The sequence below is a fragment of the Agromyces sp. NSFZ genome (assembly GCF_056156205.1).
Map to the genome: position 1 here is coordinate 3,224,827 of NZ_CM149585.1, position 24,937 is coordinate 3,249,763.

16 protein-coding genes are annotated in these 24,937 nt (G+C 73.2%); 7 read left to right on the forward strand and 9 right to left on the reverse strand.

Annotation, left to right across the window (positions count from 1 at the left end; translation table 11 throughout):
* Positions 1-99: 99 nt before the first annotated feature.
* The gene (locus ACVFI9_RS15275; protein ID WP_474763055.1) at positions 100-1,131 is read right to left on the reverse strand and encodes a tellurite resistance/C4-dicarboxylate transporter family protein; all 1,032 of its coding nucleotides are present in this window, start codon (positions 1,129-1,131) and stop codon (positions 100-102) included.
* 62 nt (positions 1,132-1,193) lie between these two features.
* Between ACVFI9_RS15275 and ACVFI9_RS15280 the strand changes: the two genes are divergently transcribed.
* Both ACVFI9_RS15280 and ACVFI9_RS15285 read left to right on the forward strand, forming a co-directional pair.
* Positions 1,194-1,646: a GNAT family N-acetyltransferase gene (locus ACVFI9_RS15280; protein WP_474763056.1), complete on the forward strand. Its 453-nt coding sequence runs from the start codon at positions 1,194-1,196 to the stop codon at positions 1,644-1,646.
* 13 nt (positions 1,647-1,659) lie between these two features.
* The gene (locus ACVFI9_RS15285; RefSeq protein WP_474763057.1) at positions 1,660-1,974 is read left to right on the forward strand and encodes an MGMT family protein; all 315 of its coding nucleotides are present in this window, start codon (positions 1,660-1,662) and stop codon (positions 1,972-1,974) included.
* A gap of 7 nt (positions 1,975-1,981) precedes the next feature.
* On the opposite strand, the gene ACVFI9_RS15290 is transcribed toward ACVFI9_RS15285, so the two are convergent.
* The gene (locus tag ACVFI9_RS15290; RefSeq protein ID WP_474763058.1) at positions 1,982-3,781 is read right to left on the reverse strand and encodes a sensor histidine kinase; all 1,800 of its coding nucleotides are present in this window, start codon (positions 3,779-3,781) and stop codon (positions 1,982-1,984) included.
* Positions 3,781-4,443, reverse strand: coding sequence for a LuxR C-terminal-related transcriptional regulator (locus tag ACVFI9_RS15295; RefSeq protein ID WP_474763059.1), 663 nt, complete (start codon positions 4,441-4,443; stop codon positions 3,781-3,783). The genes ACVFI9_RS15290 and ACVFI9_RS15295 overlap by 1 nt, the downstream gene beginning before the upstream one ends.
* A 212-nt stretch (positions 4,444-4,655) precedes the next feature.
* Between ACVFI9_RS15295 and ACVFI9_RS15300 the strand changes: the two genes are divergently transcribed.
* Positions 4,656-8,231, forward strand: a complete 3,576-nt coding sequence (locus ACVFI9_RS15300) for a DUF3376 domain-containing protein (protein ID WP_474763060.1) — start codon at positions 4,656-4,658, stop codon at positions 8,229-8,231.
* A 141-nt stretch (positions 8,232-8,372) separates the two neighbouring features.
* On the opposite strand, the gene ACVFI9_RS15305 is transcribed toward ACVFI9_RS15300, so the two are convergent.
* Both ACVFI9_RS15305 and ACVFI9_RS15310 read right to left on the reverse strand, forming a co-directional pair.
* Entirely contained in the window at positions 8,373-10,181 is a 1,809-nt protein-coding gene (locus ACVFI9_RS15305) for an ABC transporter ATP-binding protein (RefSeq protein ID WP_474763061.1), read from the reverse strand.
* Positions 10,178-12,013 (reverse strand): ABC transporter ATP-binding protein, encoded by a 1,836-nt coding sequence (locus ACVFI9_RS15310; RefSeq protein ID WP_474766284.1) that lies wholly within the window; start codon positions 12,011-12,013, stop codon positions 10,178-10,180. The genes ACVFI9_RS15305 and ACVFI9_RS15310 overlap by 4 nt, the downstream gene beginning before the upstream one ends.
* Before the next feature lie 522 nt (positions 12,014-12,535).
* Between ACVFI9_RS15310 and ACVFI9_RS15315 the strand changes: the two genes are divergently transcribed.
* Genes ACVFI9_RS15315 through ACVFI9_RS15330 form a run of 4 tightly spaced genes read left to right on the forward strand, consistent with a single transcriptional unit; the run spans position 12,536 to position 20,005 of the window.
* Positions 12,536-15,595 (forward strand): ABC transporter permease family protein, encoded by a 3,060-nt coding sequence (locus tag ACVFI9_RS15315; RefSeq protein WP_474763062.1) that lies wholly within the window; start codon positions 12,536-12,538, stop codon positions 15,593-15,595.
* Entirely contained in the window at positions 15,592-18,351 is a 2,760-nt protein-coding gene (locus ACVFI9_RS15320) for an FtsX-like permease family protein (protein WP_474763063.1), read from the forward strand. Before ACVFI9_RS15315 ends, ACVFI9_RS15320 begins: the two co-directional genes overlap by 4 nt.
* On the forward strand, positions 18,348-19,310 hold the full coding sequence (locus ACVFI9_RS15325; protein ID WP_474763064.1) for an ABC transporter ATP-binding protein: 963 nt from the start codon (positions 18,348-18,350) through the stop codon (positions 19,308-19,310). The genes ACVFI9_RS15320 and ACVFI9_RS15325 overlap by 4 nt, the downstream gene beginning before the upstream one ends.
* Entirely contained in the window at positions 19,307-20,005 is a 699-nt protein-coding gene (locus tag ACVFI9_RS15330) for an ABC transporter ATP-binding protein (RefSeq protein WP_474763065.1), read from the forward strand. The genes ACVFI9_RS15325 and ACVFI9_RS15330 overlap by 4 nt, the downstream gene beginning before the upstream one ends.
* On the opposite strand, the gene ddaH is transcribed toward ACVFI9_RS15330, so the two are convergent.
* The 4 genes from ddaH to purN form a co-directional block, all read right to left on the reverse strand.
* Positions 19,977-21,233 carry a dimethylargininase gene (gene ddaH / locus ACVFI9_RS15335; protein ID WP_474763066.1) on the reverse strand — a complete coding sequence of 419 codons (1,257 nt, stop codon included), beginning with the start codon at positions 21,231-21,233 and terminating at the stop codon, positions 19,977-19,979. The genes ACVFI9_RS15330 and ddaH overlap by 29 nt on opposite strands.
* 30 nt (positions 21,234-21,263) lie before the next feature.
* Complete coding sequence (locus ACVFI9_RS15340) at positions 21,264-22,355, reverse strand: Glu/Leu/Phe/Val dehydrogenase family protein (protein ID WP_474766286.1); 1,092 nt, start codon at positions 22,353-22,355, stop codon at positions 21,264-21,266.
* Positions 22,356-22,643: 288 nt separating this feature from the next.
* The gene (gene purH / locus ACVFI9_RS15345; RefSeq protein ID WP_474763067.1) at positions 22,644-24,254 is read right to left on the reverse strand and encodes a bifunctional phosphoribosylaminoimidazolecarboxamide formyltransferase/IMP cyclohydrolase; all 1,611 of its coding nucleotides are present in this window, start codon (positions 24,252-24,254) and stop codon (positions 22,644-22,646) included.
* Complete coding sequence (gene purN / locus ACVFI9_RS15350) at positions 24,251-24,844, reverse strand: phosphoribosylglycinamide formyltransferase (protein ID WP_474763068.1); 594 nt, start codon at positions 24,842-24,844, stop codon at positions 24,251-24,253. The genes purH and purN overlap by 4 nt, the downstream gene beginning before the upstream one ends.
* Between the last annotated feature and the right edge of the window lie 93 nt (positions 24,845-24,937).

Sequence of the window (24,937 nt, forward strand, 5' to 3'; positions counted from 1 at the left end):
TCTCGAGGGGAGTTCAGAAGTCTTCGGGGGGCGGTGCGACACGCCGCCGTCCAGCTTAGCGCTTCACGCGGATATCTCGATATCGAGACAAATGACGGATCAATGACCCCGCGTCAGGCTCACCGCGGTGGCGACGAACACGATGACCCACGCGAGCACCGCGACCCAGAGGAACGCGGCCCCGATCGCACCCACGATGGGGAGCCGGTCGGCCGCGCCGAGATGGATGCTCGCGACGGCGTACATGCCGAGGGGGAACACCATGCTCCAGTAGGCCGGGTCGTAGGTGAGGGGCACCCGCCGTGCAACGTGCCGCCACCAGCCGATCAGCAGGAGCGCGGGGATGAGCCAGCTGGCGAACGCCCAGAACAGCACGGATGCCCCGCCGATCAGGCCCTGGGTGACCGACGCCATCGGCGTTCCGGTCATGTCCACGATCAGCGCACCGGCGAACACCGAGATCGAGGCGGCGCCCATCGCGATCCAGTACGGCGGACCGAGCTGCTCCGGCTCGATGCCGAACATCAGGAACCGCATCACCACGGCGACGCCGATGACGCCGTAGAGCACCACGCCGATGCCCCAGAAGAGGATCGCGAAGATCGAGAGCAGGTGCGCGAGCTCGTCGATGCGCACCTCGAGCGTGGCCGCGAGCACGGCGCAGGACTGGCTCGCCACCGGCCAGACGAACCACGTGCCGTTCACGCCCTCGAGGCTGCGACCCGCACCGCCCTCGACGACGACCCACCACGGGATCGCGTAGCCGAGCACGATCCAGCCGATGAGCCCGACGACGAGGAAGGCGAGCGACCACCACGGCCCGGCCACGTCGACCAAACGGGTGCCGAGCACGCACGTCGCCGCGACGAACGTGTAGAAGAGGAAGCCGTTGCGCGCCGACATGAAGTCCTCGCGCATGCGGTCCCGCCAGACCACGAGCCGCCATCCGGTGAGCACCACGAGCACGACGTACGCGACCACCGCGACGGCGGTGAGCACTCCGGCGGCGACCGTGAGACCGACCGTCTCGAGGCCGGCCCCGACGATCCCGGTGGCCATCACCAGGGCGAAGTACCCCGGCGGCAGCGTGCTGACGGCGGTGTCGAGTGCTGCCGGTCGCGCGGCGTTCACGAGGCCACAATAGACCCGGTTCGGCTATCGACGGCGGCGCGCCACGGGCTAGCCTTGGCACCATGGCTGAGCTGAGACTGGAAGAACTGTCCGCGTCCAACATCGTCGCTGCGAACTCGCTCTCGTTGAAGCCCGGCCAGGAACAGTTCATCGCCCCCGTGACGTACGCCGCCGAGACCGCCGTCGTGAACCCGGCCACCGCGTGGCAGCGGGTCGCGCTCATGGGCGACCAGGTGGTCGGCTTCATCCACGGCAACTTCGACCCCGAGAACGAGCACGAGGAGTTCCGCGCCTGCATCTGGCGCATCAACGTCGACGCCGAGGTGCAGGGCAAGGGCGTCGGCCGCTTCCTCGCCACCGCCCTCGCCGAGGAGGCCAAGCGCCGCGGCGTCGACCGCATCACGGTGCTGTGGGAGCCCGGTGAGGAGGGCCCCGAGGCGTTCTTCCACCGCATCGGCTTCGTCGACATCGGCGAGTCGCAGTACGGAGACGTGATCGGCGCACTCGAGCTCTGACCCGACCTCCGACGTGCCTTCGCAGCCGCTGGGATTCGCCGAGGCGGTGCTCGCCGTCGTCGCCGACATCCCCGCAGGGCGCGTGGCCACCTACGGCGACATCGCGGCGCTCCTCGGATCGCGCGGCGCGCGCGCCGTGGGCCAGGTCATGGCGAGGTCGGGGTCGGATGTCCCGTGGTGGCGCGTCATCCGCGCGGGCGGCCGGCCACCCTCGGGCAAGGCGGCGAAGGCGCGGCCGTACTACGAGGCCGAGGGCGTGCCGCTCCGCCCGACCGACGACGAGGACGGCTACCGCATCGACCTCGCGGTGAGTCGCTGGCGCCCCTGAGCGCGGGTCAGTCCTCGGCGGGCGCACGCCCCAGCGGGATGTGCACCGTGAGCGTCGTGCCGGCGCCCTCCGGGCTCTCGAGCTCGATCGACCCGCCGACCGCGTCGACGCGGTCGGCGATGCCGAGCATGCCGGTCCCGGCGTCCAGGCTCGCGCCGCCACGGCCGTTGTCGCGCACGACGAGTTCCAGCAGGTCGCCGTCGACGAGGTGCGCCCGCACCCATGCGCGCGTGGCGGCGGAGTGCTTGGCGATGTTCGCGAGCGCCTCCGCGACGACGAAGTAGGCCGTCGACTCGATGACCTCGGGCAGGCGGCCCTCGGCCTGGACGTCGACGACCACCGGGACCGGGCAGCGCCCGGCGAGCTCGGGCACGGCCAGCGCGAGCCCTCCCGACGAGAGCAGGCTCGGGTGGATGCCGTGCGCGAGCTCGCGGAGCTCCTTCAGCGCCTGGTTCAACGTCATGATGGTGTCCTCGAGCTCGGCCGAGAGCGACTCCTCCCCCGCGTCCCTGGCGGCGTTCGCGGCGAGCCGCAGCCGCATGCCGAGCGACACGAGATGCTGCTGGGCTCCGTCGTGCAGGTCGCGCTCGATGCGACGCCGTGCCTCGTCGCCCGCCTCGACGATGCGCTGGCGGGACTGGCGCACCTGCTCGAGCGTGCGCTCGATCTCGGAACGGAGCCGCCCGTTGTCGACCGAGAGCCGGAGGGCGCTCGAGACCCCGTCGAGGAGGCGCGCGTTGTCGGTGAGCACCCGGTCGTGGCGGATGAGCGCGATCGGCGTCCCGAGCGGGGAGGCGACCGGCAGGATGCTGTGGCTGCCACGCGGATCGGCGTCCGCCTCGTCGATGGGCGTGCCAGAGGCATCCGCGTACCGGCCCCGTTCCTCGTCCCACCAGAAGACGCGCACCGAGGCGTCGCGCAGGGTGCGCGCGAGCGACTCGGCCCAGAGGCCCCGGTCGGCGCCCTCTCGCGTGATGCGCATGAGGTCGGCGACCCGGGCGCGCATGTTCCGGGCGTGCGCGACCCCCGCGTCGAAGCTCACGGGGATCGACGCCATCGCGATGAGCGACACCGTGTTGAGCACCGTGTTGGCGGTCGTCTGCGCCGCGTAGCTCACGGCCTGGGCGGCCAGTGTGGTCGCCCACGCGAACAGGGCGAGCGGCATGAGGAACGCGACCGTGCGCGCGGGCACGCTCGCCCGCACCCAGCGCACCAGCAGTCGGCCGGCGATCGCCAGGGCGAGTGCGCCGCCGACGATGCGGTAGCCGATGTCGATGAGCCCGAACACGGTCGGGGCATCGACGAGCTGGTACGGATTCGGGTCGACGCATGCGCATGAGACGGCCTGCGGGCCGGCCAGGAGGATCACCGCGAGCAGGTTCACGAGCGAGGCGACGAGCGCGATGCCGGCCACCCACCGGTCGAAACCGTCGCTCAGGTACCCCTTCGGGTAGACCATCACGAGGATGCCGGCGATCACCGCCCAGCCGAGGTCGACGCCGCGCACGATCGGCCACAGCCAGTCGACGCCGCCGATCACGTAGTAGATCGACTGGGGGATCCAGACGACCACGAAGGCCAACATGAGCCGCGGCGGCACCCGGGTGGGGCTGATCCGCCACGCGATGCCCGCACACGCCGCGAACACCAGCGGAACGATGGCGTGGAGGGTGGTGTACGACACCTCGGGCCGCTCCGCCTCGGGCGTGGCGAGGAAGCCCGTGACCTCCATCCAGAGGCTGAGCGCGACGACGACCGTGATGACGGCGGTGCGCCTGGCGATCCGGCCCTTGCGGCCGGGGGCCATCACCGCTCGCCGAGGAGCGTGAGCACGGCGAGCACGCGCCGGTGGTGCTCTGGCGACTCCTCGAGGTCGAGCTTCTGCAGGATGCTCCGCACGTGCGTCTCGACCGTCTTGAGGCCGAGGAACAGCGTCTGGGCGATGCCGCCGTTGGAGTACCCCTGCGCCATCAGCTCGAGCACCGACCGTTCGCGCTCGGTGAGCCGCGACAGGGGATCGTCGGCGCGAGTGCGCTTGACGAGTTGCTCGACGACCTCGGGGTCGACGACCGAGCCGCCCGAGGCGACCGTCTCGACGGCCCGCACGAGGGTCTGCGGCTCCGAGACCCGCTCCTTGAGGAGGTACCCGGTGCCGCTGCCGGCGCCCATGACGCGCAGCGCGTACTCGGGCGTCGCGTACATCGAGAGGAGCAGCACGCCGATCGTCGTTCCGCCGGAACGGAGGGTCTCGAGCGCCGTGATGCCCTCGTCGCGGTAGGTCGGCGGCATGCGGATGTCGAGCACCGCGGCGTCGACGCCTCCGCCGCGAACGACCTCGAGGAGTTCGTCGCCCGTGCCGACCGAGGCGACGACCTCGATGCCGCCGCCCTCGAGCACCTTGGCGATGCCCTCGCGCAGCAGCAGTGCATCATCGGCGATCGCGACGCGCAGGGGTCGGGCGTCGTTCATCGCACCTCCGTCCGCAGGCAGGAATGACCGTTCGGGGGACATCACCCACCTGTGCCGACTGTATCGCGAGCTCTGCCGGGCGCGTGCGACCCAGTTCTGGGGACAACCGCGCACACGGATCGCCCCGATCGTGCCACGCTTGGAGTACCGCGCCCTCCCCCCGCCGCGCGGCGTCCGAGGCGCGCGCCCGCGCCGACCGAGCCAGGAGCACCATGGTCCAACGCGACGTGCCCGAGACCGCACTCACCCGCCTGACCACGTCGTCGCGTCCGGTGCGCGTCGTCGTCGTCCGTCCCGACGAGCGCATCGACGACGTGGTGGCGCGCCATCGCGGTGCGGCGCCCTCGTTCAACCGCACACTTCGCGTCGCCCTCGCGATGCGCGGCGGCGTGAGCCTGGCGGTCTGGATCGGGGGCGCCGTCGCCGAGTTGGACCTGCTCCGTCGCATCCGCCTCTACGACCACGATCGCGAGACGCTCGCCCTCGTGCCCGAGACGCCGGGTTCCCCGCTCACGCCCGCCGTGATCGCACGCCTGCAGGCCTACGCCGAGATGCTCGACGCCGCCGGATACGACCGTGTCGAGTTCGATCTCCTCGCTGGGGCCAGCGCGGGCGGGCTGAACGCGGTCGTCTACGCGGTGGCCCAGCGCGCCGGCACCGGGCTCGACCGGCTCCTCCACACCTGGAGCCGGGTGGGCGGCTTCTGGGGACTCCTGCACCCGCCCGGCTCACGCCGCATCCTCGCGCTCATGCAGGGCGAGGACTACTTCCGCGCCCGCACGTACGAGGCGCTCGAGGAGATCTACGACACCGACGACCGTCACCCCGACCTCGTCTCCGAGTACACGAGCGTCGACCTCTCGGCCACGGTCATCGACGCGAGCGACGAGTTCGAGGAGGAGGCCAACGAGGGTCGCGGACACTTCCGGTTCGTGGGCAGCGACGATCACCGCTTCGACAACCGCATCCCGACCCGCGCCGACGACCTCGACGAGGCGCAGCGCCTCGACGATCTGGCGAACCTCTCGCGCCTCGCGCTCGCGGCACGATCCACCTCGTCGCTCCCCGGCGGGTTCGAGCCGGCGAACGTCGACTCGTTCGGCGGCGAGGCGGGCCGGCCCGAGGTGGCCGAGGAGCGCGGCATGCGGTTCGCGTTCGCCGCACACCGAGAGGAGCCGGGCACGCCGTACCGCATCGTCGACGGCGCGGTCTTCGACAACGTCCCGATCGACCGCGCCCTTCGCGCGGCGCGCTCCCGCACGTCCGACCGCAAGGCCGACCGGGTCATGCTGTTCCTCGACCCGGAGCCCGACCCGCCCGTCGGCGGCGCGGTCGCGTGGGACGAGCACGCGTCCCGCTTCTTCCGCGCGATCGGGGCGATGTTCACCCGGCAGCTGCGCCGGGAGTCGGTGGCCCACGAGGTGGCCGATCTCGAGCGGTTCAACGCCGACCGGCTCGTGGCCGCGGCCCGCTTCGACAGCGCCGCGCCGCTCGTCGCGTCGGCGCAGTGGACGCACCCCGCGGTGGTCGAACGGCAGGACGCCTACGTGCGCGCGCTCGGCGTCGAGCTCGCCGATCACCTCGCCGAGACGCTCTCGGCGCCGAGCCTGTGGCAGCTGCACTCGACGCTGCCGACGCGACGCCGGTACCGCCCCATCGACCGGAACGCGCTGTCGGGCCTCGCCGCAGCGGCGGCGCGCCGCTTCGCGGAGCTCTCGACGACGGATGCCGCGGCCGTCGCCCGTTCGCCCCTCGCGCTCGCCGACGCGGCGAACTGCGTGCTCGGCTGGACGCGTGCGCTCGAGTCCCTCCCCGAAGACGAGGGGTCCCGACGCGGGATGGCGTTCCCCGAGGTGCGGCGCACCGCCTACGAGGCGCTCGCGGCCGCCATGCGCTGGCGCGACGAGCTCACCGTCGCCGTGCTGCGCAGCGCCGACCGGCTGGCGCGCACCGGGACCGCGCCCGGCGCGGAGCACTTCGACGCCTGGATCGACGAGTGGCTCCGATCCTCCTCGCGCATCCGCACGTCGTCGCACTGGCGCGACCTCGACATGGCGGTCGCGCGCCTGCGCATCTCGAGCTCGAGCGCCGAGCGCGACGCGCGCACCTCGCGGCGCACCCTGCCCGCCACGTGGACGACATCGGGGTGGCGACCGCTCGGGAGCGCACCCGGATCCCTCTCGGCGACGGATCTCGCGCCGTTGTACCACGCGAGCGGCATCCCGGCCGCGCTGTCGCACGTGCGCTACTGGGCGATCGGCGTCGACGAGGAGCCCGACGACCCCGCGAGCTTCCGCACGCTCGCCGCCGACCGCTGGTACACGCTCCTCGGACGCGCCATGCGCCGGCCACGGGCCACGCCCGACGACATCGCGGCGGCCGTGAACGCGGCATCCGACCGCGTGGTGCTCGACCGGCAGTCGAAGCTCGCCGGGTACGGCTTCGGCAACTTCCTCGGATTCCTCGCCCGCGACTGGCGCGTGAACGACTGGTGGTGGGGGCGCCTCGACGCGGCCGCCGGGCTGGCGCGGTTCTTCGCCTCGCTCGCGCCGACGGCCGTTCGCGTGCAGCCGGCGATCCGCCTGCTGCAGGACGCGGTGCTCGAGGAGGCCGACGAGCCCAAGGTCGTCGACCGCGGCCTCACGCCGCTCGAGCCCGCGCCGACGCCCGCCGACCCCGAAGAGCGCCGGGCGGCACGGCGCGTGCGCCTCCGCGCCGGCACCGACACCATCGCGAACCTCTCGCCGTCGTACCGGTTCGCGATCGCGTCGCGCACGGTGCGACTGCTCGACCGGGTCGTCGTGCAGCCCGTGCACCGCGGCTTCGCCGCACTCGCCGGCGCCGTGCTGGCACTGCTCCGGCCGGTGCTCGTGGCGCTGCCCGCGGTCGCCGATCCGCCGCGCCTCGCCCTTCTCGCGGGGCTCGTGGCCGCCGTCGCCTGGCTGCTCACCTGGTCGCCGATCAGGCCGCCGAGCGCCGGATGGATCACCGCCGTCGTGATCGTCACGGCGAGCCTGGCCGCGATGATCCTCGTGGGCGTGCGCACGACGCGCCGGAGATGGGCGCGCGTCGCCGAGGCACTCGACGTCCCGCTCGACGACTTCGCACGCACGGCGGCCGCACGCGCGTGGCGGCCCACGCTCCGGCTCACGATCCTCACCCTCGCGAGCCTCGTGCCGCTCGTCGTCTCGCTGCTCCAGGGCAACGTGCTGCTGGCGCTGCTCTGCCTCGGGGTCACCGGGGTGCTCACGGCCACCACGCTGCGCGTCGCCTCCTCGGCGCAGCGCACCCGGATCCCCCGCCGCGACCCGCGCAGCGCGGTCATGATCGCCGTGTTCGCACTCTTCGGCGGCCTGCTGCCGCTCGTGCAGCTCCTCTTCGCGACTCCCGGCGGATGGCTCGCGCCGCCGCCCTCGTGGAACCCGTGGGTGCTCGCGGTCGGCGCCGCGGCGGTCACGATCGTGCTCACGGTCGACTGGCTGCGCTTCGGTCGAACGACCAAGGCGATGGCGCGCACGCGAGGCGTGAACTGGATCACCGTCACGCTCTTCTCGGTGGCCGCAGGCCTCCTGGGGTACGCGCTCGCCTGGGTGCTCACCGGGGGCCTCGTGCCACTGCTCGCCGAGAACCTGCGCGCGGCCGCGTTCATCCTCGCGTGGGCCAACGCGCTGTGGTGGCTGCCCGAGCTCGCGAAGGCGACGCCCGACATCGAGGACCGAGTGGAGCGGGCGCCGCTCGTCGCCGCCGACCTCGCGGCGGCCGAGGCGGTCGACGACACCCGCGCCTGAGGCGAGGCCGTCGCCGCCACCGCGACGACGCCTCCACCCACGGCATCGGCCCGCGGCATCCGGCCGCGGCATCCGCCCACGGCATCCGGCCCACGGCATCGGCCCGCGGCATCCGCCCGACGACGGATGCCGCGGCCGACGTCACACGAGCGAGTCGCGCCAGGCGGCGTGCAGCGCTGCGAACCGACCCGTGCCGCCGATCAGCTCGGCGGGCGAGCCGTCCTCGACGACGCGGCCGTGCTCCATGACGAGCACGCGATCGGCGATCGCCACCGTCGACAGGCGGTGCGCGATGATGACCGCGGTGCGATCGGCCAGCAGCGACTGCAGCCCCTCCTGCACGAGGCGCTCGCTCGGGATGTCGAGCGAGCTGGTCGCCTCGTCGAGGATCAGCACCGCCGGGTTCGCGAGGAACGCGCGCGCGAACGAGATGAGCTGGCGCTGCCCCGCCGAGACGCGCCCGCCGCGCTTGTTCACGTCGGTGTCGTAGCCGTTCGGCAGGCTCTCGATGAATTCGTGCGCGCCCACCGCCTTCGCGGCGCCGACGATCTCGTCGAAGGTCGCGTCGGGCCTGCCGAGCGCGATGTTGTCGGCGACGGACCCCGAGAACAGGTACGCCTCCTGGGTGACCATCACGATCGCCCGCCGCAGGTCCTTCGGGTGCAGGCGCCGCAGGTCGACGCCGTCGAGCTCGACCGCCCCGTCGCTCGGGTCGTAGAAGCGCGCGATGAGCTTCGCGAGCGTCGACTTGCCGGCGCCGGTCGATCCGACGAGGGCGATGGTCTGCCCGGCCGGAATGTCGAGGTCGAACCGCGGCAGCACGACCCGGTCGGGCGTGTAGGCGAACTCCACGCGCTCGAACCGCACGTGACCGTCGGCGTTCCAGAGGTCGACGGGGTTCGCGGGGTCGGGCACGCTCGGCTGCTCCTCGAGCACGCCCGAGATCTTCTCGAGCGCGGATGCCGCGGACTGGTACCCGTTGTAGAACATGGCCATGTCCTCCATCGGGTCGAAGAACCGCTTCGCGTAGAGGAGTGCGGCGAGGAGCACGCCGATCGCCAGCTGGCCGTCGACGACGCGGAAGCCGCCCACCACGAGCACCGCGGCGACGCAGGCGTTGCCGATGAGCAGGAGGCCGGGGTCGTAGATGCCGAACAGCTGGATGACCCTCGCGTTGACGCCGCGGTAGTCCTCGACGAGCCGCCCGAACTCGCGCGCGTTGCGCTGCTGGGTCCGGAACGCCTGCACGGCGCGGATGCCCGTCATGGTCTCGACGAAGTGCACGATGAGCTTCGCGGAGGCCACGCGCGAGCGCCGGAACAGCCGCTGCGACCGGGTCTGGAACCAGCGCGTGAGCACCGCGAGCGGCACGAGCGTGACGACCAGCACGAGTGCCGACGCCCAGTCGAGCAGCGCGAGCGCGATCGCCGTGAACGTCATGTAGAGCACGCCGCGCACGAGCTGGTTGATGCCCTCGTCGAGGAGCTCCCTGATCGCGTCCAGGTCGCTCGTCTGCCGGGAGATGATGCGCCCCGATGTGTACGACTCGTGGAACTCGAGCGAGAGCTTCTGGGTGTGCAGGAACACGCGGGTGCGCAGGTCGAGCAGCACGGCCTGGCTGATCCTCGCCGAGAGTCGGATGTACCAGGCGATCAGGAAGGCGCCCGCGGCACCGGTGAGCAGGTACGCGAGACCTGCGGAGCCCACCGGCAGCCAGTCGCCGTCGATGAGCGCCGGCAGTCCGCGATCGATGCCGTATGCGATGAGCGCAGGGCCCGCCACCTGTGCGCCGGTCGACACGACCACGATGGCCATCGTCAGCCAGAGCCGACCCCGCACGGGTCGCAGCAGCGACCCGAGCAGGCGAAGCGAACGCTGCCGGATGTGCCGGGACTCGGCCTTCGTGAAGTCGTGGCGTTCCTCGCCCTCGACACCCGTGACGGTGCTCATCGGGTCGCCTCCTCTCGTGCGATGGGTTCGGGTTCTGCCGGTCGAGGATCGACCGACGCCGTCGGACGCGTCTCGAGACGCTCCACCCCGTGGGCGATCGCGGCCTCGCGACGCTCCTCGTCCTCGAGGCTCGAGATGACGAAGCGGTAGTGCTCCGAATCACGCAGCAGCTCGGAGTGCGTGCCGACGACCGTGATGCGCCCGTCTTCGAGCAGCGCGACCCGGTCGGCGAGCATGACCGTCGACGGGCGGTGCGCCACGATGAGCGCGGTGGTGGAGGCGAGCACGGCACGCAGCTCGGCTTCGACGCGGGCCTCGGTGGCGACGTCGAGCGCCGACAGCGGGTCGTCGAGCACGAGCACCGACGGGGATGCCGCGACCGCGCGTGCGAGGGCGAGACGCTGCCGCTGCCCGCCCGACAGGCTCATGCCCTCCTCGCCGACGGTCGTGTCGACGCCGCCGGGGAGGTCGTGGACGAAGTCCGCCTGCGCGATCCGCAACGCCTCGTCGAGCACGCGATCGGCCTCGGCGCGCACCTCGGGGTCGTGACCGGCGAGCTCGGGGCGGCCGAGCAGCACGTTGTCGCGCACCGAGGCGCTGAACAGGGTCGCGTCCTCGAACGCCATGGCGATGTGCCGGCGAAGTTCCTCGCGCGTGAGCGCACGGATGTCGACGCCGTCGAGGGTGATCGATCCGCCCGTCACGTCGTAGAGACGGGTCGTCAGCGCCGTGAGCGTCGTCTTGCCGCTGCCGGTGAGGCCCACGAGCGCCATCGTCTCGCCCGGCTCGAGCGCGAGGTCGACGCCGTCGAGCAGGTCGCCGAACCGGTCGGGCGAGTCCTGGTATCGGAAGCGCACGCCGTTGAACGCCAGTTCGCCGCGCGGGCGCTCGAGGGAGGCCGGCCGTGCGGGATCCGTGATCTGGTTCTCGCTGTCGAGGATGTCGAAGAACCGGTCGGTCGCGGTGCGCGCATCGACGGAGAACGCCAACAGGAACCCGATCGACTCGATCGGCCACGCGAGCACGGTCGCGGTGGCGAAGAAGGCGACGAGCTGGCCCACGGTGAGCAGGCCCTGCGCGGCGAGCCAGACGCCGAGCACGAGGCACGCGGCGAGCGCGAGAGTCGGCACGGCGAGGAGCCATGCCCAGATGCTCGCGTCGAGTCGTGCCTTCTCGATCTCGGTCGAGCGCAGCGACTCGGCCTGCACGCGGAAGCTCGACAGCGCGTGCTTCCCACGGCCGAACGCCTTCAGCACGCGGATGCCGTGCACCGATTCCTCGACGGCCGTCGCGAGGTCGCCCGCCTGGTCCTGGCTCCGCCGCGACACCTCTGAGTATCGGCCCTCGAAGCGGTAGCCGACGATCCACAGCGGGATCGAGCAGACCAGGAACACGAGGCCGAGCAGCCAGTTCATCGACACGAGGATGACCATGCCGACGATGATGACGACGAGGTTCACGACGAGCAGCACGAGGCCGAACGAGAGCCAGCGCCGGATGAGGCCGAGGTCGCTCACGGCGCGCGAGAGCAGCTGCCCGCTCGGCCATCGGTCGTGGAAGCTGACCGGCAGGTCCTGCAGCTTCGCGTACAGCGCGTTGCGCATGCGGGCCTCGACGCGGGTGCCGGGGGTCAGCACGAACCAGCGTCGGAGCGCGATCATGCCGGCCTCGAGGGTGCCGAGGGCGAACACGAGCCAGGCGAGCGGCCAGATCGCGTCGGCGTCGCCGTCGGCGAGCGGGCCGTCGACGATCCACTGCAGCACCTGCGGGATCGCGAGGGCGATGAGCTGGGCGACGAGGGCGGCAACCATGCCCGCGACGATGAACGGCATGGCCGGTCCGGCGTATGCACGCAGCCGGAAGAGCGCCCGCGCGGTGCTCGGGCGTGGTTGGAGGGGGTCGTGGTGGGGCGGGGTGGCGGACAAGCCGGTTCCCTTCGAGAAGGAGGGGCGCCGAGACGTCGTCGAACGACGTGGAGCTCGGCGAGATGAGGTGAGGCGCGAGTGGGGAGGCGCCGGGCGCGGATCGACCGCGGAATCGGGGGCAGGCAGCGCCTGCCGAGGCGGGGCGGGAGCTACCCGGCGAGCGCGACGACCGGGGACGCCGGACGAGCAGCGCCGCGGGCCGTGAACTGGCGTGCGAAGCTGTCTGTCTGCATGGTGTCCTCCTGCGGATCGTCTGCGTACCTCATGGCCCCGGATCGCGGCGGCCAGCCCCCCAGAATAGGGGTTTCGGGCGGTGGCATGCAAGACCACCCTCGCCGATATGCTGTGCGGATTCGTCATCCGCGTGAAACGGACGACCTGCTCCGCATCCCGCCTCTCACGCACCCCGATCGACACCGAGGAGAGCGAGTGGGAGCGACACGCGCCGTGTTCGCACGGGCGACGGCTCGCGCCGGCGTGCTCGGTTCGATCGCCGCCGTCGTCCTGCTCCTCACCGCGGTCGGCACGGCGGTCGTCGACTCGCTCGCGGGCGCCGCACTCGGAAGCCTCCGGGACGGCCTCGGGGCGGCGTCCGGAGTCGACGGGGCGGTGCGCTGGCAGATCCGCGTCACCGAGGACACGGAGGCGCAGGCCGAGGCTGCGGCGACCGTGCTCGACCGCATGATCGCGCCGCACGGGGCCGACTTGAGCCGCTCGGTGCAGACCGCTCCCGTCATCGCCGCATCCGACGGTCGGCGCTTCGGCGCGGTGCTGCTCGCGGATCCCGACGTGCGCGGGCGCGCGTCGCTCGTCGCCGGCGCCTGGCCCGATGACACCGAGGCGACCTCGGCGGCGACCGATGTCGGCGCGTCGCCCGCGGCCCTGCACGCCGCCGCGGCCGAATCCCTCGGCCTCGTGCCCGGCGACGTCGTCGAACTGCCCGCCGACGACGGCACCCGCCGGCTCCTCGTCGTCGGCACCTGGCTTCCCGACGACGCTGCCGCGAGCGAGTGGTTCGGCGATCCCATGGTCGCGACCGGCGCCGCGGCGGGCGGTTTCGGCCCCTTCCTCGTCCGCGACGAGGCGGTCGCCGACCTGCCCGTTGCGACGATCGTGCGGTGGACGGCGACGGCGGATGCCGCGGATGCCACCCCTGAGGGTGCGGCCGCGCTTCGCGCCGCCATCCCGGACGTCGAGCCCGCGCTACGCGCCCTTCCCGAGATGGGCAACGACGGGCTCTCGACGCTCGGGGGGTTGCCGGCGACGCTCGACCGGCTGCTTGCGGGCCTCGGCGCGGTGCGCGCGATCGCCCCGCTGCCCGTGCTGCTGCTCGCGTTCGCCGGCTTCGCGGCCATGGACCGGCTCGCGTCGCTGCTCTCGGCCGCACGACGCGGCGAGACGGTGCTGCTGCGTGCGCGCGGCGCCTCCGCGTGGCGGCTCGCACGCGACACCGCGATCGAGGTGCTCGCGGTCGGGATTCCTGCCGCACTGCTCGGCGCAGCGGGCGCCGAGCTGCTGCTCGCCGCAGTGCACCCCGGCGAGGCCCGCGACTGGGAGCTCGCCGCGGTCGTGGCATCCGTCGCCCTCGTCGGCGCCGTCGCGCTCGTCGCCGGCCGGGCATGGCGGGAAGCGACGAGACCCGTCGTGCGCGGTGCCGGAGACGAGACGGGCCGGATGCCGCGCGCCGCCGCGGCCGGCGGCGTCATCCTCGTGGCGGTGGCCGCCGCCGTCGCCCTCTGGCAGTTCCGGCTCTACGGCTCGCCGCTCGTCGCGAGCGCCTCGGGCGCGCTCGAAGTGGATCCGATCGCCGTGCTCGCTCCCGTGCTGCTGCTCCTCGCCATCTCCCTCGCCGCGCTCGGCCTCTCGCGCCCGCTCGGCGCGATGCTCGAACGGTCCGCGTCGGGTCGTCCGGGTCTCGTGCCCGCGCTGCCGATGCGACAGCTCTCGCGACGTGCAGGGCTCTACGGTTCGGCCTCCCTCGTGACCATGCTCGCGGTCGCCGGGCTGACGCTCGCGGCGGCCTTCGCCGGCACCTGGCAGGAGTTCGACCGGGCCGCTGCCGCCGTCGCCACGGGCGGCGACGTCCGCATCCTCCTCGCGGGCGGCGACGTCGTCGAGGGCACCGCACCGTTCCCGGCCGCCGACCCCTCCGCCGAGGTGACGGGCGTCGCGGCGAACGGCCAGGTCGCCCGCGGCGAGGTGCGCATCGGCTCCGACCCCGCCGTCCTCGTGGCCGCCCCCGCGGCCCGCCTCGCGGAGATCTCGCCGGAGACGAAGCTCGACCGCGGCGACCTCGAGGAACTCGCGGTCTCGGCAGCGGCGTCGCCCGCGCTGCCGCCAGCGGCCACCGCGGTGGCCGTCCACGTGCGGCTCGACGCGCCTGCAGGCACCCCGGGCTCGGTCGCGATCTTCGCGTGGGTGCTCGACCCCGACGGCGCGGCGGGGCGCCTCCCGGCCGGGGAGTTCGACGTGTCGGCAGGCGGCGGCACGGCGACCGCCGACCTGCCCGCCGCATCGGGGTTGCGCCTCCTCGGCTTCGAGGCGGTGCTCACCGGCTCGCAGGGCCTCGGCGATGTGACGGCGGCCTTCGACGACGTCACGGTCGACGGTGTGACGGTCGACGGTGGCGGTGCGGCAGCCGATCCCATCGAGGCGACCGGTCAGACGACCCTGTCGGCCACGCGTCCGAGCGGGCGCGTGGCGACGGCGGCCGACGACGCGCCCGTGCCGGTGCTCATCGGCGCAGCCCTCGCCGCACGCATCCAGGCCGAGCCCGGCGACGCCCTCGTGTTCCGCGTGCTCCGGGGTGGCGCGGACGTGCACGCCGTGGTGGCCGGGGTGGCGCCCGCCCTGCCGGGTGCCGGCGATTCCGGCCTGCTCGCCGACCTCGGTGCGCTCTCGCGCGCCGCGTTCGCCGCCGGCGCCGGCGTTCCCGCCGCGACCGAGCGATGGCTTGCGGCAGCCGCCCCCGAGGCCGTGGCCGACGCGCTCGAACAGCGGCGCACGACCCCGCTCGTCGTGTCGACGCGCGCAGACGCCTCATCCGTCGAGCTGGTCGGCCCCGCGATCGCGGCGCTCTGGGCGGGCACCGCCGGGGCGCTCGTGTTCGCCCTCATCGCGCTCGTGGCGCTCTCGGCGGCGCTCGACCGCGCTCGGTTCGGCGAGGTCGTCGTGCTCCGCGTGCTCGGCGTGCCGCCACGCCTCCAGGCCCGCGCCCGCTTCGCGGAGCTCGCCGCATCCGTCGCCCTCGCGGTCGTCATCGGCATCCTGGTGGGCGCGATCGCCTCCGCCGCCACGGTGCGCGAGCTCGCTCGTGCCGCGGTGGCCGGCGCTCCCCCGGCGCTGCCCGTCGGACTCGACCTGGCCTGGCTTCCATGGTGCGTCGGACTCGCCGTGTTCCTCGTGCTCGGAGGGGCGATCGGCGCTCGGGCCGGCGCGGGCATCCGCCGCACGGCGTCGCGCCCCGGCCTCCGCGAGGAGGAACGATGAGGCGGCACCGCTCGCATCTCGGAACCCCGGGACTGCTGCGACGCCAGTTCCTCGCCGCCCCGGGCGCATCGATCGCCCTGGCGTTGCTCGTGCTCGTCGGCGCCCTGCTCGCCACCGCACTCCCGCGTGCGATCGCCACGCAGCACACCGGCGCGCTCGCCGAGCAGACCGCCGACACACCCGGGTACGAGCTCGACCTGACCGTCACCACGCTCGCGCGACCCCAGGTCGGGCCGTCATCGGGAGACACGACGCTCGACGATGACGTGGACGCCGTCTGGGGCCTGCAGGAGGATCTCCTCCGCGACGTGCACGCCGGCATGCCGCAGCCGCTCCGGAGCGTCACCGGCGATCCGCTCGTCGCGCTCACCATGGGGCCGACCCGGGCGGAGGTGCCGGGTGCCGGCCCGGGATCGCCCGTCTACCGCGTGCTGCCGACCTTCGACCCGCGCCTGCGCGAGCACGTCGAGCTCGCCACGGGCGAATGGCCCGTCACGGTCGAGGCCGCGGTGCCCGGTAGCGGCGTGGTCGAGATCCTGCTCGCCGAGGCGGTGGCCGACCGCATGGCGTGGGAGCTCGGCGAGGATCGGTTCCTCGACATCGGCGGGATCGACCAGGCCCTGCGTCTGGTCGGGACGGTGGCGCCCAGCGACGACGCCGACGAGTACTGGACCCACGTGACCACCGCCATCGAGCCCCTGGTCATCGACAACGGCCTCGCGCCGCCCGAGATCACCGCCGTCGCATTCGTGGATCCCGCCTCCTGGCCGGCCTTCCGCATCGTGAACCTGCCGGTGCGGATGCAGCTCTGGTTCCCCGTCCTCACCGACCGCATCACCTCCGATGAGAACGCCCGGCTCCAGGCCCAGCTCGGCGAGTTCTCGAGCGACGTGCACCGACTGGGATCCGGAGAGCGGAACGGGTACATCGACGAGGTGAGCGACGTCGCCTTCGTCGGCGGCCTGCGGGATGCGCTCGTCGAGGCATCCGCCACCGCTTCGGCCGGCGACGCCGTGTTCGCGACCATCGCATCCGGACCGATCGGCGTCATGATCGCCGTGCTCGTGCTCGGTGCACGGGTGGTCTTCGAGCGCCGGCGGACCGGGCTCGAGCTCGCGGCCGCGCGAGGCGCGTCGCCCGGCCAGCTGCGCGGCATCCTCGCGCTCGAGGGGCTGCTCATCGGTGTTCCGGCGGCGATCCTCGGCGGGGTCGTCGGCAGCGTTGCGGTGCCGGCCGAAGCCGGCGCCGGGGGCTGGCTCCTCGCGGCCGCGTTCGCCGTGACGCCCGCGCTTCTCCTCGTCAGCTCGGCCCCGGCACTCAGTCCGCTGCGTCGTTCTCGTGCCGATCTCGGCGCTGCCGGAGGCTTCCGGTTCCGCTGGGTCGTGGAGCTCGTCGTCGCGCTCATGGCGGCGGCCGCGGTGGTGCTGCTCCTCCAACGGGGGCTCGCGACCTCCGCCGCGGTGACCGGGGTCGACCCCCTGCTCGCCGCCGTGCCGCTGCTCCTGTCGCTCGTCGCCTGCGTGGTGGTCCTCCGGCTCTACCCGTTGCCGCTCGCGCGTCTCGTGCAGCGGATGTCGCTCCGGCCCGGACTCGTGTCGTTCCTCGGTTCCGCCCGAGCGCTGCGCGATCCGTCGGCCGGACTCGTGCCCGTGCTGGCCGTCGTGGTCGGCGTCTCCGTCGCGGTGTTCTCCGCGGTCCTCCTCGGCACGGTCCGCACCGGCATCGAGTCGAGCGCCGCGGCACGGATCGGCGCCGATGCCGCGGTCACGGGCACGCCGTTCACGCGAGCGCAGCTCGACGAGTTCCGCTCCGTGCCGGGTGTCGAGGCCGTCGGCCCGGTGTACTCCACCCGGCCGGCGCAGCTCTCGATCGACGGCCGGCAACGCTCGACCACCCTCATCGTCGTGGACACCGAGGAGATGCGGCGTGTGCAGGCCGGGCGTGCCGACGCCACGCCGCTGCCCGCGACCCTCGCCGACCCCATCGGCGACGACGGCGTGCCCGTCCTCGCCTCGGGGCTCGTCGACTCGCTCATCGACGACGCCGGCGCCGACGCCGCCTTCGAGCTCGACGGCGACGCGGTCCGCATCGATGGTGCCGTGGAGGGCACCACGGCGTACTCCCCGCGCTCGAACTGGGTGCTCATGGATGTCGCCAATGCCGAGCCGTTCACCGACACGCTCGTGCCGCGAAGCGTGCTCGTGCGATTCGAACCCGGAGCGGACGCCGCGGGCGTCACGCGGGCGCTCGCCGAGATCGCCGGCGACGAGGCGACCGTCACGACGCCGGCCGACCTCGCACGCGAGCTGGCCGAGCGGGCCACGGCGCGCGGACTCATCGTCGCGCTGGTCGCGGCGATCGTGCTGGCCAGCCTGCTCACCGCGTTGGCCATCGTGCTCACGCTCGTCGTCGGCCGGCCCGCGCGGGACCGCCTGCTGCCGCTGCTCTCGACGCTCGGACTGGGACGCCGGGGCGAACGCGGACTCGTCGCGTGGGAGATCGGACCCGTCGCGACCGTCGCCGTGGTCGTCGGCGCCGCACTCGGCATCGTGCTGCCGTTCGTGGTGCTGCAGGGCATCGACCTCAGCGCGTTCACGGGCGGCGACGATCAGCCCGTGATCGCGTACGACCCCTGGCTCGTCACGGCCGTGCTCGCGGGTGCCGTGCTCGTGACGGGCGTCGCGGCCGCCGTCGCATCCGGCATCGGCGGCCGGGTGAATGCCGCACGCGCGATGCGCGCGGAGGAGGAAGGATGATCCAGGTGGCCCCAACCGATGCGGAACCGCACATCCTGTGCACCGATCTCGTGCGGATCTTCTCCGCCGACGGCGTCGAGGTGCAGGCGCTGCAGGGACTGAACCTGCGCGTCGAGGCGGGCGAGATGGTCGCCGTGGTCGGCGCGTCCGGCTCGGGCAAGTCGACGCTGCTCACGATCCTCTCGGGGCTGGACACCGCCACGGCCGGTGTCGCACGGGTGGCCGGGCACGACCTGCTCACCATGCGCTCCCGGGAGCGGGTGGCGTACCAGCGCCACACGGTCGGATTCGTGTGGCAGCAGACGTCCCGCAACCTCCTGCCCTACCTCACCGCGGCCGAGAACGTGGCCCTCGCCATGAACGTGGCCGGCACCCACCGCGGCGCCGCCCGCGAGCGGCGCGTGAGCGAACTGCTCGAGCTCCTCGACGTGGGCGAACACCGCGACCGTCGCCCAGGCGAGCTCTCGGGCGGCCAGCAGCAGCGCGTCGCCATCGCCGTGGCGCTCGCCAACGCGCCGCTCGTGCTCCTCGCCGACGAGCCGACGGGCGAGCTCGACGAGGCGACCTCGGCCGCGGTGCTCCAGGCCATGCGCGGGGTCAACGACGAGCTCGGCGTGACCACCCTCATCGTGACCCACGACCCCACGGTGTCGGGGCATGTGCGCCGCACCGTGCAGATCCGCGACGGACGCACGTCGACCGAGGTGCTCCGCTCGACACGCGTCGACGAGCACGGCGCTGAGGAGCACATCGCCGAGGAGTTCGCCGTGCTCGACCGGGTCGGGCGCCTGCAGCTCCCGCACGAGTTCATGCAGAGCCTCGAGCTGCGCGACCGCGTGCGCCTCGCCCTCGAGAGCGACCACGTCGGCGTGTGGCCGGGCCACGAGACGGCGGATGCACCGCCGCGACGCGTCGACGGGGCATCCGTGCCCGTCGGCACGGAGGAGGACGAACGATGACGACGCTCCGAGCCGAGACCGTGAGCCGGGTCTTCGAGACGAGCGCCGGCGCCGTGCACGCCGTCGCCGAGGTCTCCCTCGAGGTGCGACCCGGCGAGCTGCTCGTCGTGACCGGGCCGTCGGGCGCGGGCAAGACGACGCTCCTCAACCTGCTCGGCGGGCTCGACCGGCCGACCTCGGGGCGCGTCGTGCTCGGCGACGACGAGCTGTCGGCCCTCGGCGAGGACGCGCTCGCGACCGTGCGACGCGACCGGCTGGGGTACGTGTTCCAGTCGTTCGGGCTCATCCCCGTGCTGTCGGCGGCCGAGAACGTCGAGGTGCCGCTGCGGCTGCAGCGGATGCCGCGTGCCGAGCGCGACGAGCGGGTCGCCGAGTCGCTCGCGCTCGTGGGCCTCGCCGCACACGCGGCACAGCGGCCGTACGAGCTGTCGGGCGGCCAGCAGCAACGCGTCGGGATCGCACGCGCGCTCGCGGCCCGGCCGCAGGTCCTCCTCGCCGACGAGCCGACGGGTCAGCTCGACAGCGGCACCGCGGCCACCGTGATGGACCTCATCGGCGACCTCGTGCACGCCCGCGGCGTCGCGGCCGTGGTGACCACCCACGACCCGGCCCTCGTGAAGCGCGCCGACCGCGTGCTCGAACTGCACGACGGCCGGGTGAAGGCGGTCAGCGCACTCGCACCGACAGGCACGTGACGCCGCCCTCGAGCTTCTCGAACTCGTCGATGTCGACCGTGACCACCCGGTAGCCGAGGCCCGACAGCATGGCGGCGGTCCGCGGCGCGGCGGATGACATGAGCAGCGACTCGGGCGAGAGCTCCAGCACCGCGGCGCCCTCGCGCTCGGGCACCGGCAGGAACGTGTGGAACAGGCTCGGCACGTCGACGAGTTCGGGGTCGCCGATGATGGTCCCGTCGGGCAGCGCCGTGACGGCCGTCTTCAGGTGCAGCGCCTTCGTCACGGGTACCGCGACGACCGAGTAGCCGTGCGGGGTGAGCAGCACCCGGAGCTGGCGGATGCCCTCGGCGTTGGTGCGGCTCGACGCGCCGACGTACACGGTCGATCCGACCTTCAGCACGTCGCCGCCGTCAAGGGTGCCGGGCAGCTCGATGCGGCGCACCGTGATGCCGGGCACCGACCTGACCGTGCGCTCGACCGACTCGAGCTCGGGCCGGCGCGACTCGGCGCCAGGGCTCGCGATGACGGCCAGGTCGCCGAAGAACACGACCGCGTCCTCGACGAACACGGAGTCGGCGAGCTCGGGTGCGGCGTCGACCTCGATCGTCTCCCAGCCCTCGGCCACGAGCGCTGCGCAGTAGTTGTCCCACTGCTCGTCGGCGCGTGCCTTGTCGACCGGAACGCGATCGAGGTGGGTGAGCTCGCCCTCGTCGAGGTTCGATGCGGGGATGCGCACGAGCGCGATGCGACGCGGCGCCCGTCGCGGGGCATAGGCGAGGATGCCGCGCAGGACGCGCGGGGCGAGGAAGACCTCGGCGGCGATCACCGTGAGGATGAACACGAGATTCAGGCTCACCAGCGAGCCGATCACGAAGAGGAAGATCGCACCCGAGAACGGGCTGCCCGCCGCGTTCGCGGTCACGGTCGTCGCCAGCAGCGCGGCCAGCGCTCCCGACGCGAAGCCGCTGATGAGCGCGAGGAACCACGCCCGGGTGGCACCCACGGCGTTGGCGACCGTCAGCAGCACCCACACGATGAGCGCGGCGAGGGCGAAGTGGCCGAACAGCTGGCCGAAGATCTGGGGCGACTGGCCGTTGCCGATGAAGAACGCGAACACCGCCACCAGCATGGCGGTGACGGCGACGGACGCCGCGGACCCGACCACCGCCAGCGCCCGCCGCCCAGGCGTCGCGGCCGGCGTGAACCGGGCCGGAGCGGGCGGGGGCGCGGCGGCAGGCGACGTCATGGCACGAGCCTATCGGCCCGTGCGACGCCCTCAGCGCGCGGCGTCGAGACGCTCGCGGGCGAGTCGTTCGGCGGCCGCGAGCGTCGTCGTGCCGTGCTCCTGCGCCGACCGCAGCACGGATGCCACGGTGTCGCCGATGCCGGCGATGCGTGCGTCGAGCGCGGCCTTGTCGGCGTCGGGCTCGCTCGCCGCGTCGAGGTAGATGACACCGCCGGCGTTGACCACGAAATCGGGTGCCCAGACGATGCCGCGTTCGGTGAGGGAGCCGGCGACGTCGCGAGATGCGAGCTGGTTGTTGGCGGCGCCGACGACCGCGCGAACGCGGAGCGCGTCGACCACCTCATGCGTGAGCACGCCGCCGAGCCCGCACGGCACGAACACGTCCGCCTCGACGAGGTGCGCCTCCTCGGGCTCGACCCACGTCGCGCCGAGCTCGTCGGCGAGGGCGCGCTTCGAGCCCGCGACATCCGTCACCGTGAGCTGTGCACCGGCGCGCACGAGGCTCCGGGCGAGGCGTCCGCCCACCTGGCCGAGGCCGACGACCACGAAGTGGCGCCCCGCGGGGTCGGACGAGCCGAACACCTCGGCGAGGGTCGCGCGGATGGAGGCCTCGACGCCGGCCGCGGTGGCATCCGCCGGCTCGCCCACGCCGCCCTGGTCGGCCGGAAGGCCGCAGACGTGCTCGGTGCGCTCGTGCACGACGGCCATGAGCTCGGCGCTCGTGCCCACGTCCTCGGCGGTCATGTAGGCGCCGCCGAGGGACTCGACGGCGTCGCCGAGGTCGAGCATCGCGTCGCGGGTGGAACGCTCGTCGAGGGCCCCGCCGTGCGGGATCGCGATCACGGCCTTGCCGCCGCCGCGAGCGAGCCCGGCCGCGGCGTTCTTCATGGTCATCGCCTGCGAGAGGCGCAGGGCGTCGGCGAGGGCGTCGGTCCAGTGGGTGTACCGCCACAGGCGCGCGCCGCCCAGGGCTTGCCCGAGTCGCGTGGAGTGCACGGCGACGATGATGGTGAGGCCCGACCTCGGGCCGTGGGTGATGAGGACGCGCTCGTGCTCTGGGGCGTCGAGGGGAAGTGCTGCGCTGACCTCGGCTGCAGGGGTCGCCGGGGTTGTGGTGATCATCATCGATCGGTCTCCTTGTTCCATCCGCTTCGTGGGCGGAGCTGCGTGGGCGCCTTCTGAGCGCCGCTCACCTCAAGGCTACCGCCGTGCGCGCAGGCTGAACGCCCCCCTTGCGCGACGACCCGTCCGGAGTTGCACGTTCTCGCGGATATACGATCCGGCACACCGGGGAATCGGGATCGGGCGCGGCGCGCCGGATCGTATATCCGCAGAAGTGGACACGACGGATGCCCTGATCCCGTCATCCGCACGCGGCGCCCCCGCACGCGGCGTCCCGAACGACCGGCGTCAGTGGAAGAAGTGGCGCTCGCCCGTGAAGTACATCGTGATGCCGGCCGCGCGGGCCGCCGTGACGACCTCCTCGTCGCGCACCGATCCGCCGGGCTGCACGACCGCGCGCACGCCGCCGTCGATCAGGATCTGCAGCCCGTCGGCGAAGGGGAAGAACGCGTCGGATGCCGCGACCGAGCCGGCCGCGCGTGCACCGGCGCGATCGACCGCGAGCCTGCAGGAGTCGACACGGTTCACCTGGCCCATGCCGACGCCGACGGAGGCGCCGCCCGAGGCGAGGAGGATCGCGTTCGACTTCACCGCCCGCACCGCCCGCCAGGCGAACTCGAGGTCGGCGAGGGTCGCCCCGTCGGCGGGCTCGCCAGTCGCGAGGGTCCACTCGGCGGCGGGCGCGAAGCGCCGGTCGGCCTGCTGCATGAGCAGGCCGCCCGAGATCTGCCGGGTCTCCACCTCGGTCGGCGCGAAGCCCTCGGGAAGCGTGAGCAGCCGGATGTTCTTCTTCGCGGTGAGCAGCTCGACCGCCTCGGCCTCGAACGCGGGCGCCACGAGCACCTCGGTGAAGATCTCGGCGACCGCCTCGGCCATGGCGCGGGTCACCGGGCGGTTCGCGGCGATCACGCCGCCGAACGCCGACACCGGGTCGCACTCGTGCGCGCGGCGGTGGGCGTCGGCGATGGCGTCGGATGCCGCAGCCGATGCGACCGCGATGCCGCACGGGTTGGCGTGCTTGATGATCGCCACCGCGGGCTCGTCGAAGTCGAAGGCCGCGCGCACCGCCGCGTCGGCGTCGACGTAGTTGTTGTACGACATCTCCTTGCCGTGCAGCTGCACGGCCTGCGCGATGCCGGGCCGTCCGCCCTGCGAGGCGAAGAGCGCCGCGGCCTGGTGCGAGTTCTCGCCGTAGCGGAGGTCGGCCTGCTTGGTCCACGTGCCGCCGACCCATGCGGGGAAGGGCGACTCCTCGGCCGCCTGGTCGGGCGCGACGACGCTGCCGAGCCACGAGGCCACCGCGACGTCGTAGGCGGCGGTGTGCCGGAACGCCTCCCGCGCGAGCGCCTTGCGCTGCGCGAGCGTGGTGCCGCCGGCGGCGATCGCCCCGATGATGTCGTCGTAGCGGTCGGGCGAGACCACGATCGCGACGTTCGCGTGGTTCTTCGCGGAGGCGCGCACCATGGCCGGGCCGCCGATGTCGATCTGCTCGACGGCGTCGAACTCGGATGCCCCGGCCGCGACGGTCGCCGCGAAGGGGTAGAGGTTCACGACCACGAGCTCGAAGGGCTCGATGTCGAGGTCGCCGAGCTCGCGCTCGTGGTGCTCGAGCCGCAGGTCGGCGAGGAGCCCCGCGTGCACCGACGGATGCAACGTCTTCACGCGCCCGTCGAGCATCTCGCGGGCACCCGTGACGCTCGCGACATCCGTCACCTGGAAGCCCGCGTCGCGGATGGTCTGCGCGGTCGAACCCGTTGAGACGATCTCGGCGCCCGCCTCGGCGAGGGCGGCCGCGAGCTCGGTGATGCGCCGCTTGTCGCTCACCGAGAGGAGCGCGCGGCGCACCGGCACGAGATCGCGTTCGCGGTAGAGGCTCGGGTCGTGCGTCGGGCCGCTCATGATCGGCTCAGCTCCTTGAGGTCGAGGTGGGAGTTCGCGATGTCGAGCACCGCCTGGATGAGCAGGCGCCGCTCGACGGGCTTGATGCGGTCGTGCAGGGTCTGCTCGGTGTCGCCCGGCAGCACCGGCACCCGCTCCTGCGCGATGATGGGGCCGCCGTCGACGGAGTTGTCGACGACGATGAGGCTGGCCCCGGTCTGGTCGACGCCCGCGGCCAGTGCGTCGCGCACGCCGTGGGGGCCCGGGAACTCGGGGAGGTACGCCGGGTGCGTGTTGATGAGGTCGGGCGAGAACGCGTCGACGACGGCAGGCGGCACGAGCCGCATGAGCCCCGAGAGGACGACGAGGTCGGGCTGCCAGTGCCGCACCTGCTCGATGAGGGCTTCGCCCCAGGCGTCGCGGTCGGGATACGCCGTGAACGGCACGATGAACGTCGGGATGCCGAACTCCTCGCCGAGGGCGAGTCCGTCGGCCTCGCGGTCGGCGCCGATGGCCACGACGCGGGCGGGGAACTCGGCGTCCTCCGAAGCCTCGAGCAGGGCGCGGAGATTGGAGCCCGTGCCCGAGATCAGCACGACGAGTTGCAGCACCATACGAGCCTACCCGCTGCGATGCGGCGTGTTTCGCGGGGCGTCGCCGGGCGGAAGCCGCGGATGCCGCCGCGATGAGCCGCACGGAACGGG